The following is a 14,475-nucleotide window of genomic DNA, read 5'->3' as shown; positions in this document are numbered from 1 at the left end:
GTAGCTCTTTATTCATTCCTGATGAAATCCCTGTATCTATCAGATTTCATTATACATCGTTTATCATGTCAGTGCGTAAGGTGAGTTAATAAAATAGCAACTTTATCCGCTTAAAAAGCAATTTCAAAATACTTTAAATAACATCTTTTATTTTTCTTGCGATGTAACAGTAATCAAACAAGCAAAAATCAAGCCAGAGAAAAATAACAGCAAATAAAAAAGAGCGAGGAAAACCTCGCTCTTTCTATTAACTTAACTTTACCTATTAAAACTCAATCATCAATAATCATTAATGTCAGTTATTAACAGTAAAATAACGGATTAGCGATTAAAGCTTATCATTATTTTTAGCAAGATAATCTGCCACACCCTGAGGAGAGGCTGTCATCCCTTCATCACCTTTTTGCCACCCAGCTGGGCACACTTCACCATGCTCTTCATGAAATTGCAGAGCATCAATCAGGCGAGAAATCTCATCCATATTACGGCCTAATGGCAAATCATTAACAAGCTGTGAACGCACAACACCATCACGATCAATAATAAACGTACCACGGAAAGCCACTCCAGCCTCTGGATGCTCTACACCATAGGCTTGACATACTTCATGTTTTACATCAGCAACCATAGTGTATTTCACTGCACCAATACCGCCATCTGCAACTTTAGTATTGCGCCATGCATTATGCGTAAACTGAGAGTCAATAGACACAGCAACCACTTCAACACCACGCTGTTTCAATTCATCCACACGCTTATCAAGAGCAATTAACTCAGATGGGCAAACAAATGTGAAATCTAATGGGTAAAATACCATTGCCACATATTTGCCTTGTGTTGCTTCCCGAAAATTATAATTATCAACAATATCACCATTACCAAGAACCGCAGCCGTCATAAAATTAGGCGCTTGACGACCTACTAATACAGATGGGTAAAACAACTCTTCATCTTCAAGAATCATGCTCATGATAGTCTCCTTTTAACGTTTATCTTTATTCATTGCACTATATAAATGTAAAGAGACATAAGTGTGCTTCAAGCGCCCTCCCCTGTCAATATACCCACTGTCCTTGATTCAATATTCACCGCTTTAAGGACAATTTACATCTTTATATCTCCCATCTCTTATCACTAGAATAAAGCGCAAGATCTCTTTACTTAGTTAATCATCATCAATATAATCAGTCGGCTTTAACACAAAAAGATCAATAAGTCACTGTAACAACAAACACTAAAAATTAAGCAAGATCAAAGCAATGAATCTAATTCACTCCATACAGATTTTTATGTCATACCCGTTAAGGCAATAATGCATCACAGAACATAAGGCATTTACTTTATATTAAGGAATCCTTATGATGAACACCACCTAATTTTCTATTCATTTTTTAGGAGAACCCATGAGTTTAGATCTATTAACTTCCCTTTTTCTCTGGGCCCCAATGATCGTGATTATCCTACTCTCATTCATTAACTTTCTGTTTAATCGTTAATTATCAAGGCCCATCTTTATGTATGAATTAATTGCAACCTTTACGCTCTATATCCTGGTCATCTTTGCCATTGGCTTATACTCATATTTTTCCACACGCAACTTAACTGATTATATGTTAGGTGGCCGTACCTTAAGTGGAGCCATCGCTGCCCTCGGAGCCGGCGCCTCTGATATGAGCTCCTGGCTCTTGTTAGCACTTCCAGGAGCCGTCATGTTGCATGGCTTAAACCAGATTTGGTTGCCCATTGGTCTATCATTAGGTGCTTATTTAAATTGGCAGTTTATCGCTAAACGCTTACGTATTTATACAGAAATAGCTAAAGATGCCATTACTATTCCTGCCTATCTCGAACATCGTTTTCACGACACAACTAAAATTTTACGTAGCGCCACCGCCATTGTTGTCTTGACCTTTTTTACTTTTTATACCGCAGCCGGCTTTGTCTCTGGTGGCTTATTATTTAGCTCAACCTTTCACATTGACTACAGCACAGGCTTGATCATTACCGCAGCAATTATCGTCATCTACACCTGTGTCGGTGGTTTCCTCGCCATTGCTTGGGTCGATTTTTTCCAAGGCACACTCATGTTCTTTGCTCTATTAATCGTCCCAGCCGTTGCTCTCCATCACTTAGGTGGAATAAGTACCACACTGCATATTATCGATAGCCAGTCTTCTTTCTTGCTCAATGCCTTTCATGGTACCAGCGCTTTAGGAACATTTTCACTGCTGGCATGGGGCCTTGGTTACTTTGGCCAACCGCATATCCTCGTCCGCTTTATGGCGACCAAAACCCACAAGGACATTCCTAAAGCACAGTTTATCTGCATGACCTGGATGAACTTTGCCCTATATGGTGCTATTTTCACTGGTCTTTTCAGCATTGCCTTCTTTGCCCAAACCCCTCTTGCCAATCCTGAAACGGCATTTTTACAGCTTGCAAAAACCTTATTTAACCCCTGGGTTGCCGGTATACTACTCGCCGCTGTTTTTTCTGCAACCATGAGCACCTCATCTGCCCAGTTACTCGCCTCTGCCAGTGCACTCGCAGAAGACTGCTATCACCGCTTCTTACGTCCCCAAGCGAAAGCTCGCGAGTTACTCAATATTAGTCGCATCGGCGTGATACTTATTACCTGCATAGCTTTCGCCTTAGCCTTTAACCCACAAAGTTCTATCTTAAACCTTGTCGGCTATGCCTGGGCGGGCCTGGGTGCTGCCTTTGGTCCGGTGATCTTAATTTCACTGTTCTGGCGCCGTATGAACTTACCCGGAGCAATTGCCGGTATTCTTATCGGTGCGCTGGTTGTCATCATCTGGCCTCACCTGCATAATCTAGGCAGTATTTTTACAATTTATGAATTACTTCCAGCCTTTATTTTATCAGTTTGCAGCATTATCATCGTCAGTTTGACGACAACGCCACCTCACGTGAAAATCTACCAAGAGTTTGACCAAACCTTAGCAATATTAAACACACCTAGCACTGTTTCCGGAGCATGCAATGCTATACGCTAACCAACACTCAAAATACCAGCCGTCAGTCTTACGCGCCGCCATTACCAATGCCTGGTGCATGGATGAACAGCAAGCAATCAACGCTTTGCTTCACACGCCATTAATGACTGAGCATCAAATACGCTACACACAGCAACAAGCTCATCAACTGATAGAGAAAGTCCGCTCTGCTCGTCTTTCCCAAGGTGGCATTGATGCGTTTATGCAAGAATACAGTTTATCCAGCCAAGAAGGCATTGCACTGATGTGCCTGGCTGAAGCCTTATTGCGTATTCCAGATACCACCACTTCAGATAAATTAATTAAAGATAAGCTCAGCGATATGAACTGGTCTGCGCATCAAGGCCAGAGTGACTCATTATTCGTGAATTCAGCCACCTGGGGCTTAATCCTCACCGGCCAGATCCTCAGTGCCGAGTCCACCCGCACCAGTACCATTTCGCGTACGCTTAAAAAACTCAGCGGACGCATCGGTGAACCAATGATTCGTCAAGCGACCCGTTATGCAATGAAATTACTAGGCGAGCAATTTGTCACCGGCCAAACCGTCGAAGCAGCATTGAAGCGGGCAAAAAAAAAGGAAAATATCGGCTACCGTTACTCGTATGATATGCTCGGCGAAGCGGCAAAAACCGATGCAGATGCACTGTTTTATTTAAGCGAATATAAAAAAGCCATTGAAGCCATTGGCACACAGAGTAAAGACCTTGATATTATCTCAGGGCCTGGTATTTCCATTAAGCTCTCAGCCCTGCATCCACGTTATGAGGTCGCCCAATACGGTCGAGTGATGGATGAGCTTTACCCTCGTCTCTATGAACTGGCCTTGCTCGCAAAAAAATATAATTTAGGCTTGAATATCGATGCCGAAGAGGCGAATCGTCTTGAGCTCTCCCTCGATTTAATCGAGAAACTTTGTGAAGAACCAAGCCTGGCTGGCTGGAATGGCATCGGTGTCGTCATTCAAGCCTACCAAAAGCGCTGTCCTTATGTCATCGACTGGCTGATCGACACGGCTAAACGTACCCAACACCGCTTGATGATCCGTTTAGTTAAAGGTGCCTATTGGGATTCTGAAATCAAGCTCGCCCAAGAGTTAGGCCTTGATGGCTATCCTGTTTACACTCGTAAAGTCTATACCGATTTATCTTATTTGTATTGTGCGCAAAAACTCCTGGATGCCCCTGAGCAAGTTTACCCACAATTTGCCACGCATAATGCGTATACTCTATCAGCCATTTTAGAGTTAGCTGGACAATATCGCGACTTTGAATTCCAGTGCCTACACGGCATGGGGGAGACCCTGTATGATCAAGTGGTCGGCAAAAACAATCTAAATATTCCTTGCCGCATTTATGCTCCAGTCGGCACGTATAAAAACCTTCTCGCCTACCTGGTCCGCCGCCTACTTGAAAATGGTGCCAACTCATCTTTTGTTAATCAAATTCTCGATGAAAATATCCCGATTAGCCGCCTGATTGCAGACCCGATAAAAATCGTCAAGTCCCTCGCTGGTAAACCCCACGCTCACCTGCCCTTACCGCGCAATCTCTATGGCAATCAACGCTTAAACTCCAAATCATTTGAGTTAAACAGCGAAAAAGATCTCGATCAACTCAATCGTGCTATGGCTCAGTTTAGTCAGAAACTCTATCATGCTAAACCGACAACTACAGTCACTACAGATCATTTAAACAACAACAATGATCAAGACCCTCCTTCCACTGCCATTAAAAACCCAGCAAACCATAATGAAATTATTGGCCATGTCAGCGAAGCCGGTGCAAAACACATTGAAGCAGCATTAACAATAGCCACAGCAGCTTTCCCCGCATGGCAGCACACAACCTGCGATCAACGCGCCACACTCTTAGAGAAGGCAGCAGACCTTTTCGAAGAACACATGCCAGAACTCATGCAGTTGGCGATTCGTGAAGCGGGTAAAACCCTCGCCAACGCCATTGCAGAAATTCGCGAAGCGATTGATTTTTGCCGCTACTATGCCAAACAAGCGCGCGAAGAGTTCACAGTCGAATCTGGCTTAACCGGTCGTGGGCCTATTGTCTGCATTAGCCCATGGAACTTTCCTCTGGCCATTTTCACCGGTGAAGTCGCCGCCGCCCTCGCCGCCGGAAATACAGTACTCGCGAAACCCGCCGAACAAACGCCACTGATTGCCGCACGTGCGGTTGAACTCATGCACCAAGCCGGTATTAGCCCAGACGTATTACAGCTACTGCCAGGCCAAGGAGAAACTGTGGGTGCCGCTCTGGTACAAGATCAGCGCATCAAAGGCGTGATTTTTACCGGTTCTACTGAGGTAGCGCATAGCATCAACCGCACTCTGGCACAGCGAGACGAGGTCATTCCACTGATTGCTGAAACCGGCGGTCAAAACGCCATGATCGTCGACTCTTCCGCATTAGCAGAACAGGTCGTCACTGATGTCATCACCTCAGGCTTTGATAGCGCCGGCCAACGTTGCTCAGCCCTACGTGTATTGTTCTTACAAGAAGATATTGCCGATCATATGGTCACCATGCTCAAAGGCGCGATGGCTGAACTGACGATCGGCAACCCAGCACAGCTGAATGTCGATGTCGGCCCAGTGATTGATACAGAAGCACAAACACGTTTAAACCAACATATCGAGAAAACCAAAACACAAGCTAAACTACTATTTCAGTGTGAGCTGCCTAAAAATAACGGCACCTTTGTCGCCCCCACCGTCTTTGAACTCAATAATCTTAACGATCTCAAACAAGAAGTCTTCGGCCCAATCATTCATATTGTTCGCTTTAAAGCCGGTGAATTAGACCAGGTTATAGAGCAAATTAATGCTACGGGGTTTGGTTTAACACTGGGAGTTCATAGCCGCATCTCTAAAACAATTAATGAGGTCATCGCTAAAGCCAAAGTCGGCAATCTCTATATTAATCGCAATCAAGTCGGTGCCGTAGTCGGTGTCCAACCTTTTGGTGGTGAAGGCTTATCCGGCACAGGACCCAAAGCTGGAGGGCCCCTGTATATGCACCAGCTTGTCAGCTCTCAATACAGTCAAGATCAACAACAAAGTGAAAACCATAGCACTGAACATACTCACAGCTCAATCCCAACACCAGAACCAGCACCAACCACTGCAGTCACTATTGATGCAATTAAACAGGCGATTAGCCAGCAAACAATCTGGCAAGAAGGCAATGCACAACGCAGTGCGTTACTTGAAATTGCTCTAAATAAAGCCCGTGATCGTAAACTAACGCCAAACCTCGATCAACATCAACGGGACTTGCTCATTACGCAAAGCAAAGTCTTAGCATCTAAGATTCAGCAAGCCACATTACTGCCAAGCCCTACGGGTGAAGATAATACCTTATCCAATCATCCACTCGGAACACTGCTTTATTTACTTGACCAAGCAACAACAGTTACCGCATGTCTTAATAGTATCAGTGCAACACTTGCCAGCGGAAATAGCCTTGTAGTCGTTAATATTCACCCGACCATCACTCATATTAATATTCAAGCAATAATTAATTGCTTTTACGACGCTGGAGTACCTCCTGCTGCATTATCCTTTTTTGCCACCCATCCTGAGGAAATAAATTCAGTCATTGCAGATCACCAGATTACTATCGCCGGCTTAGTGTATTCCGGTATTAACCCAGCAATCTATAATAAACAATTAAGCTTGCGTGCAAGTGCGATTTTACCTTTTATTCATATAACTAAGCACTCTGTGCCTTTGCACCGATTGGTTCATGAGCGCACAATTACCATCAATACCACCGCCGCAGGAGGCAATGCATCATTGATGACGATGCAAGAAGATTAATCAAAGCAGTGATAACTCAAATAACACCAGGCGGATAAACTCCGCCTTTTTATTTTTCCTCTGCATCGATCAGTATTAATTTATTGAAGTGTAATAAATTAATGATTCGGCCTATACTTTTCACAAGTAATCACAGCAAGAGGTCTATATGAAAATTAACCGTGTTGAAATTTTTGATACTCATTGCCCAAAGCGCCCCGCTTGGAACCCAGTTTTTGTCCGTATTCATACTGATGAGGGTTTATCCGGTGTCGGTGAAGCCGGTTTAGCTTACGACCTTGGCCACAGTGCAGCGGTCCATATGATCAAAGAATTTGCCGAAGAAATGCTCATCGGCTGGAACCCAATAAATACAGAAAAGCTATGGTCACGCATGTTCCGTGAAAGTTTTTGGGCACTCGGTGGCGGCCCTGTAGTCTATTCAGCAATGAGTGCAATTGATACCGCACTTTGGGATATTAAAGGCAAAGCTCTGAATGTTCCAGTGTATGAATTACTCGGAGGCAAGGTGAATGATCAACTATGGACGTATGCCAGCCAATTACAATTTGACTGGGATATTCATGAGCGCAAAAAATTAACCCAACCCAAAGATTATGGTCTTGCCACTGAAAAAGCCGTTGCCGAAGGCTATAGCGCAATCAAAGTCGACCCCATGATGTTTGATGCACAGGGTAACACTATGTTTGATTGCACCACGCTTTTTCGTCGCGACCATTTAAATTTAATTCGTGCACGCCTGCAAGCAATTCGCGATGTGCTCGGTGATAATGGCGAGATTATTTTTGAATGCCACAGTTTACCCGGCTTAGCACCCGCATTACAACTGGGCGAGATTGCCGAAGAATTTAATTGTATGGCGCTAGAGGAACCGGTTAATTATTTAAATTCTAAATTGCATCGCCCCTTAAAAGAAAAGCTAAAGATCCCGCTTGCTGCCGGTGAACGCCTTTATTTACGCCATGGCATCCGCCCTTACTTAGAGGAGCAAACAATTGATATTTTACAGCCTGATATCGGTCTTTGTGGCGGCCTCACTGAAGCAAAAAAAATCTGCGATTATGCTGATATGTACGATATTCAGATACAAGCCCACGTCTGTGGTGGCCCAGTTGCAACAGCCGCCGCCTTACATTTAGAAACCGCCATTCCAAACTTTATTATTCACGAGCACCATACCTATGCTATTAAGACCTTTAATCGAGAGCTCTGCTTACAAGATTTACAGCCGGTGAATGGCTTCTTTACCGCACCTAGTGCACCTGGCCTAGGCATAGAACTCAATGATGAAGTAATAATGCAATCACCCCGCCTAGAAATAAAATAAATAATAACAAGGCCACTTGATAAAGATTATTAAATAAAAGGGCAACTCAATGGCCCTTACATTTTAATCATTAAAAGATTCGCTTGAGTAAATTTACTTTATCAATCATTGCATGTTTAATCACGCCTAAAATATGCAGGCCAATACAGGCCAAAATCACCCACCCCATCAAACCATGAATATTATGAAAAAACTGAAAAGCAACAGTCGACTTTGCAATCGGCGCCGGCACAACCCAGCCAAAAATCACCGGCGGATAGCCCACTGCTGTTGACATAAACCAACCACTTAATGCCTGGAAAAAAGCTGAAATTAATAATAAACGCTGCACAATACGCGCAAGAAACACTTCCCACAACTTTTGCTTAAACGGCATAGCCGGAGGGTGCTCTATCATCGTCCAGATAAAGAAAATTAAAATAACAAAAACCAAAATAACGCCAAGACCTTTATGAATCGATATAAATGCACTGCTGATTTTTCTAAACTCGTCATCAAAAAAACCAACCAGCAGCATATAAACCATCGACAGCACAATAAAACCATGCAAGATACGTGTAACTCGGCCATATTTTGTTTTTTTTATCTGCGTTTCAGACATAAACCCCATTACCCCTTAATTATTTTAAATAATTTTCCCCGCCCCCATTATGCAAATGATCAACCTAAGCTGCAACCGCTTTTGAGTTTTTAGTGAAATGAAAAAAAGTTTAATACTCTTTGCAAACATGAGGGCGCTGAATAAGCAGAACGTGACTGCTCTATATAGGCATTAAACAATAACATCGGTGCTGTTGGGTGCTCATTCTTTGCATAAGAGAAAAACATTTCATTATTATTATCTAGCATATTTAAGAAATAGCCACTGGTGCTTTTCGTCCCACGTCGAGCATAACTGCGAATATCGCGCATACGCACTTTTGCCCCATCAGGACAGATTTTTCGTCTAAGCTCATCATATTCAGGACAGTTTAAAAGGCAAACCAGCTCATTCCCTGTAGTGGTAGTATTCTTAGGGTGAAATAAACCACTTTTTTGGCGAATCGATACCGCAAAACAAAGCGCTCGTAAGTTCTGACATTTAGCAAATGCAGCTTGCTTTTCTGCAGAGGTGTTGGTGTTTTGCAACTCTTTTTTTAGCCGGTCTAAATCAGCAGTTTTTAATACAGGCTCTAAATTAAAATCATCATCACCAGAACCACAACTACTTTCTAAAACTGCCGTATCATCATCAACAACCCCACAATAATCATTTGATGCATTATTTAAACGCCTTAACTCACACCGAGATAATTGCTGTACAGGTTCAAATAACCCTCTATGCTTCGCATAATTAGCTTCAACCTCCTCGCTCGATACAACACCAGCAATATGCCGTTTATCTGTAAGTTGCTGAAGACTAATTTTTCCAGTAACAAGTGCTTTAGCAAGCGTAAAACAAAACATACCACAGCGATCATTATCATATTGCGTGCTATAGCAAAGTGAACCTGAGTAACTTAATCCTTCAGCTTTAGCAATATCTTTAAATTTATCTGGGTAAAGTTTATCAAAAATAGGGTGTTGAGAGTTCAAAAGGTGAAGTTGGCCATTATGAATAAAGCATAGTGCTTACGTCTCTTTGTACCTTTTAAATAACCTCGACATTGAATAATGGGTATCAGTAACGTTTTATCTACAGGCAGTCGGCCACCACTCTTTTGCTTATAAGCGGCAATGACATCTTCAACTGAAGGTGCTGGAATCATTCGGCCCACTTGCATATGGCGACGACTAGAGTCTTTGGCACAGTCGAATAAAATAAACTGGCCAGTATCTTTAAATAAATAACCTGCTTCACTCCCTAATTTAATATCTGCATCCAACGCTTGTTTTATTCTAAAATTTTTTCTCTTATCGACTGTTCTATCAATTTGATAATCACTCAAAGTCACTGAGGATAAATGCTCTGAAAACAAGCTAGCAATCAGACTATTAAGCTGTATGGGATTTAATCTACGTTTAAACATACGATGATACTCGACTCATTATAATCAGCTATTTTACCTTCTTAACTTGAACCTTCATTTAGACAAAAAACAGACTCAACACCTACAATACACCAAAAAAATAATTCTATATATAAAAACTTATGACAACATAAATACTTTATTATTTATAGTTTATACTACTTATTATTTTATTTATTTATCAATTAAATTTAAAAATAATATTTATAATTAAGTGAAACCAAGTCAATCTAAAAACAGCGAATCATAAACTATACCTTGCTTTATAGCCTAATATTTCCCTAACATTTTGATTCTCTCTACCGCCAAATTTACTTTAAATTAAATATTTAAAACATCTTTTAAGACAACCATTCCCTCGATAAAACTTCCTTGCTATGCTCTGCTATGAATTTACTAAAACATAATAGCTTGTATAATAAAATAACTAGGAAAAAGCCAATGAAAAGAGTTGCAATACTTGCCACCGGCGATGAAATTATTAATGGTGACCTTGTCAATACCAATGGCCAAATTATTGCTCAGCGACTTTTTGAGCATGGCATCACACCTGGCCAGCAAATGACAGCAGCAGACAACCAGCTAGAGATTCACCAATCATTAATTACACTTGCCAAACAACATGATGTTATTATTATCATCGGCGGTCTTGGCCCAACAAGCGATGATCTAACACGCTTTGCGATTGGTGACTTTTGCGGTCAAGAACTTATTTTCAATGAACAAAGCTGGCAGCGTGTTCTTGCCGTTGGCAAAAAGCTTAATATCCATATGCATGAAAGTAATCGCCAACAAGCTTATTTTCCAAAAACAGCCAGTATTATCGCTAACCCTTATGGCTCTGCTGATGCCTGTATCGTCAAACATGGAAATTTATCAGTGATTATGCTGCCTGGACCACCACGTGAATGCTTACCCATTTTTGACCAAGATATTCTGCCTTACTTACTGGAGTTAAATTTAGCTGAACCAAGTAAACTCTACCGTTGGCGCTTACTTGGTATTCCCGAAGCAGAGATTGCAGCGAATGTCACCGACATTGTCACACCATTTGGTTATAGCGCAGGATTTCGTGCTCACTTCCCTTATATAGAAGTCAAATTGCTCTGTAAAAATCCAGCTGATTTAAATACAACGTGCCACACCCAACTAGAAACGCTATTCGCTCCCTACCTTGCTTCACGCTCTGAACAAAGTTGTAAAGAATTACTGATTAATCACCTAGTCAATCATAAAATCTCTCTAATTATTGATGACAATGCAAGCTTTGGTTACCTACATAGTCAACTGCTCACACCGCACTCTTATCCCTGGCTCAACCCAGCAGAAACAACACAAACGCTGAATATCAAACTTAGCGGTCTTAACGAATTTTGGCAAAGTGAGCCTTATGGTCGCACAACTATCAATATCTCTATCAATGATGAGCAGTGCTATCAACAGTCCATTCCACTACGGGGTCAAGCGACCCTGAGCGCCTTTGTCGAATATAGCTGTTGGGTTATACTCAAACATTTAATGACTTAAAGCCGTTAATCTTATAATTTTAAGAAGAAGTGGCCAGAGAAAGAAACGAAACATTTTGCCGAAGCCACTTCTCAAAACCAACCACCAGATACACCAAAAGGCCTGCCATCACTGACCATAACCAAGATTGCCAGCCAATAGACGTGGTATTAAATAAATAATTAAACGCTGGTAAATAAGTAAAGGCTAACTGCAATAGCACCATACCCACCACACCCACTAATACCCAAACATTAGAAAACACACCAATATCAAACATAGATCGATTCAACGAACGGCAATTAAAGAGATAAAATAACTCACACATCACAATCACATTGACCGTCGTTGTCCGAGCTTCTTGAATACTAGCACCCTGATGAGTTTCCCAAATAAAAATACAATATGTCATCGCCAGCATAATTAGCGACACCATAGCAATCCGTAACATTAACGCCTTATTTAAAATCGGCGCACGTGGATTACGTGGTGAGCGGCTCATAATATCACCCTCTTTGGTTTCAAATGCCAACATCATCCCAAGCATTAATGCCGTTGTCATATTAATCCATAAAATATGTGCGGGCAGTACCGGCAAAGTAAACCCGGTAAAAATAGCGGTTAAAACAATTAAGCCTTCGCCCATATTGGTCGGCATGGTCCAGACAATAAACTTAGTCAGATTATCAAACACACAGCGCCCTTCTTCAACCGCACGACCGATGGTCGAAAAATTATCATCGGTTAATATCATATCGCCAGCTTCTTTAGCAACCTCAGTACCACATAATCCCATGGCAACAACAATATCTGCTTGCTTTAATGCCGGTGCATCATTCACACCATCGCCCGTCATTGCCGCAACATGACCTTGCTGTTGTAATGACCTGACTAGGCGTAATTTTTGTTCAGGTGAAATACGCGCATAAACTGACGCACTTTGCACAGTGTTTTCAAGCCTACGATCATCCATCTCATCAATATCCGCACCAGTAATAACCACCGCCTCAGCTTCAGATAAACCCATTTGCTGAGCAATCGCCCCTGCAGTCACCGCATGATCACCGGTAATCATTGCTACTCGAACACCTGCCTGATGACATTGTTTAATCGTGACTATCGCTTCTTCACGCGGAGGATCTATCATGCCCTGTAGCCCTAAAAAAGTCAGATTTGACATCAAATCCTGATGATTAATCTCTAATTGATCAATAGCCACCTCTACCTTGGCAAATGCCAATACCCGCATACTTTTTGAGGCCAAACGTTGCATTTCTTGTTTAATTTGTTCTTGATTAACAGAATTAGGACTGCACCTTTCCAGCACAATTTCAACGGCCCCTTTAATATAAACAACCGCTGTCTGCCCTTGACTAATTTGATGCAAGGTTGCCATATATTTATACTCTGACTCAAATGGGATAGTACTAATACAAGGCATGGCTTGCCGATAATTCACTTCACTCAGCCCCACTTTGCCTGCAGCGACAATCAACGCGCCTTCCGTCGGATCCCCTTCAATCTGCCAGCAACCCTCTTTTTGTACTAAAATGGCATTATTGCAAAGTAAGCCGGCTAATAAGCATTCTTTTAACTCATCATTAATATCACTAATCTCCTGCCCTGCCGAATTTTTCACTGTACCAACAGGTTCATAACCGGCGCCGCTGATAGTATAACGCTCCTGACCAACCACCACTTCTTGTACTGTCATCTGATTTTTTGTCAGTGTGCCCGTTTTATCAGAACAGACAATCGTCGTACTACCCAATGTTTCCACTGCCGGTAACTTACGAATAATCGCGCCTTTACGTGCCATACGCGACACACCAATCGCCAAAATAATTGTAAACGCCGCCGGCAAACCTTCCGGAATGGCCGCAACCGCCAACGCAACTGCAGCCAAAAACATCTCAGTTAATGGCTCTTGCTGGATCATACCCGCAGCAAAAGTTGCAAGTGCTAGAGCTAAAATTAAATAAAGTAACAATCGACTAAAGCTGGCAATTTTTCGCGTGAGCGGTGTATCGATCTCGTGTGTCTGCGACATTAACGTTGAAATACGGCCAATTTCTGTCTCATCACCGATGGCCGTGACCACCCCTTTGCAACGACCATACGTGACCAAAGTAGAGGCATACGCCATATTTTTGCGTTCAGCGAGTATCGTTTTCTCGTTCAATACCTCTACACACTTAGACACTGGCACCGACTCACCGGTCAAAGCAGATTCATCAATCCGCAAGTCACGCGCTTCTAATAACCGCAAGTCTGCAGGAACCTTATCGCCAGAGAGCAATAACACAATATCACCAGGAACCAGCTCGGCTGCGGGCAACTCTCGGGTTTTACCCTGACGAATCACCCGAGCCTCGGTAGTCATAATACGAGATAAGGCTGCTAATGCATGCAGTGCTTTATTCTCTTGCAAGTAACCGACAATACTATTGACCAGCACCACAGCAAAAATCACACTAGAGTCAACATACTCACCTAAAAATAACGTTACCGTGCCTGCGGCTAACAGGATGTAAACCAACGGCTGGTGAAAGTGCAACAAAAAGCGTACAAAAGGCGACTTACCCTTTCTCGGCGTCAATAAATTGGGACCATAACATTTTTTATAATCTTCAACTTGGCTTTCACTTAGGCCCGTTTCAGTATGGCTTTTAAAGTGATTGACTCACCTTACGCACTGACATGATAAACGATGTATAATGAAATCTGATAGATACAGGGATTTCATCAGGAATGAATAAAGAGCTACTGGATATTTATAGC

9 protein-coding genes and 1 pseudogene are annotated in these 14,475 nt (G+C 42.3%); 4 read left to right on the top strand and 6 right to left on the bottom strand.

Features of this window, described 5'->3' with window-relative positions:
• Positions 1-328: 328 nt before the first annotated feature.
• Entirely contained in the window at positions 329-964 is a 636-nt protein-coding gene (locus C200_RS08095; protein ID WP_016210418.1) for a peroxiredoxin, read from the bottom strand.
• 550 nt (positions 965-1,514) lie between these two features.
• Here C200_RS08095 and putP point away from each other — a divergent pair.
• The 3 genes from putP (at position 1,515) to C200_RS08080 (ending at position 8,179) form a co-directional block, all read left to right on the top strand.
• A complete protein-coding gene (putP, locus tag C200_RS08090) occupies positions 1,515-3,017 on the top strand; it encodes a sodium/proline symporter PutP (protein WP_016210422.1) in 1,503 nt (500 codons plus the stop codon).
• The gene (gene putA, locus C200_RS08085) at positions 3,004-6,852 is read left to right on the top strand and encodes a bifunctional proline dehydrogenase/L-glutamate gamma-semialdehyde dehydrogenase PutA (RefSeq protein ID WP_016210425.1); all 3,849 of its coding nucleotides are present in this window, start codon (positions 3,004-3,006) and stop codon (positions 6,850-6,852) included. The genes putP and putA overlap by 14 nt, the downstream gene beginning before the upstream one ends.
• 148 nt (positions 6,853-7,000) lie before the next feature.
• Positions 7,001-8,179 (top strand): mandelate racemase/muconate lactonizing enzyme family protein, encoded by a 1,179-nt coding sequence (locus C200_RS08080; RefSeq protein ID WP_016210420.1) that lies wholly within the window; start codon positions 7,001-7,003, stop codon positions 8,177-8,179.
• A gap of 70 nt (positions 8,180-8,249) precedes the next feature.
• Here C200_RS08080 and C200_RS08075 read toward each other — a convergent pair whose 3' ends face one another.
• The 3 genes from C200_RS08075 to C200_RS08065 form a co-directional block, all read right to left on the bottom strand.
• Complete coding sequence (locus C200_RS08075) at positions 8,250-8,780, bottom strand: cytochrome b (protein ID WP_016210416.1); 531 nt, start codon at positions 8,778-8,780, stop codon at positions 8,250-8,252.
• Positions 8,781-8,869: 89 nt separating this feature from the next.
• On the bottom strand, positions 8,870-9,754 hold the full coding sequence (locus C200_RS14550; RefSeq protein ID WP_016210423.1) for a hypothetical protein: 885 nt from the start codon (positions 9,752-9,754) through the stop codon (positions 8,870-8,872).
• Positions 9,751-10,188: a hypothetical protein gene (locus C200_RS08065; protein ID WP_016210417.1), complete on the bottom strand. Its 438-nt coding sequence runs from the start codon at positions 10,186-10,188 to the stop codon at positions 9,751-9,753. The genes C200_RS14550 and C200_RS08065 overlap by 4 nt, the downstream gene beginning before the upstream one ends.
• Positions 10,189-10,629: 441 nt before the next feature.
• On the opposite strand from C200_RS08065, the gene C200_RS08060 reads away from it, so the two are divergent.
• Positions 10,630-11,715: a competence/damage-inducible protein A gene (locus tag C200_RS08060; protein WP_032126554.1), complete on the top strand. Its 1,086-nt coding sequence runs from the start codon at positions 10,630-10,632 to the stop codon at positions 11,713-11,715.
• 19 nt (positions 11,716-11,734) lie between these two features.
• Here C200_RS08060 and C200_RS08055 read toward each other — a convergent pair whose 3' ends face one another.
• Positions 11,735-14,155, bottom strand: a complete 2,421-nt coding sequence (locus tag C200_RS08055; RefSeq protein WP_257129647.1) for an HAD-IC family P-type ATPase — start codon at positions 14,153-14,155, stop codon at positions 11,735-11,737.
• A 57-nt stretch (positions 14,156-14,212) separates the two neighbouring features.
• Positions 14,213-14,362 (bottom strand): annotated as a pseudogene (locus C200_RS16535) (cation-transporting P-type ATPase); the annotation flags it as partial.
• Positions 14,363-14,475 lie beyond the last annotated feature (113 nt).

This window comes from Piscirickettsia salmonis LF-89 = ATCC VR-1361 (genome assembly GCF_000297215.2).
In the GTDB taxonomy this organism is placed as follows: Bacteria; Pseudomonadota; Gammaproteobacteria; order Piscirickettsiales; family Piscirickettsiaceae; genus Piscirickettsia; species Piscirickettsia salmonis.
Note: the sequence above shows the minus strand (reverse complement) of the source record. Positions and strands in the feature narration are given on the sequence as shown.

Bases quoted from the DNA above. Each gene is read 5' to 3' on its own strand.
- putA (WP_016210425.1), top strand. From the start codon at position 3,004: ATGCTATACGCTAACCAACACTCAAAATACCAGCCGTCAGTCTTACGC.
- C200_RS08095 (WP_016210418.1), bottom strand. From the start codon at position 964: ATGATTCTTGAAGATGAAGAGTTGTTTTACCCATCTGTATTAGTAGGT.
- C200_RS08075 (WP_016210416.1), bottom strand. From the start codon at position 8,780: ATGTCTGAAACGCAGATAAAAAAAACAAAATATGGCCGAGTTACACGT.
- C200_RS08080 (WP_016210420.1), top strand. From the start codon at position 7,001: ATGAAAATTAACCGTGTTGAAATTTTTGATACTCATTGCCCAAAGCGC.
- C200_RS08060 (WP_032126554.1), top strand. From the start codon at position 10,630: ATGAAAAGAGTTGCAATACTTGCCACCGGCGATGAAATTATTAATGGT.
- putP (WP_016210422.1), top strand. From the start codon at position 1,515: ATGTATGAATTAATTGCAACCTTTACGCTCTATATCCTGGTCATCTTT.
- C200_RS08065 (WP_016210417.1), bottom strand. From the start codon at position 10,188: ATGTTTAAACGTAGATTAAATCCCATACAGCTTAATAGTCTGATTGCT.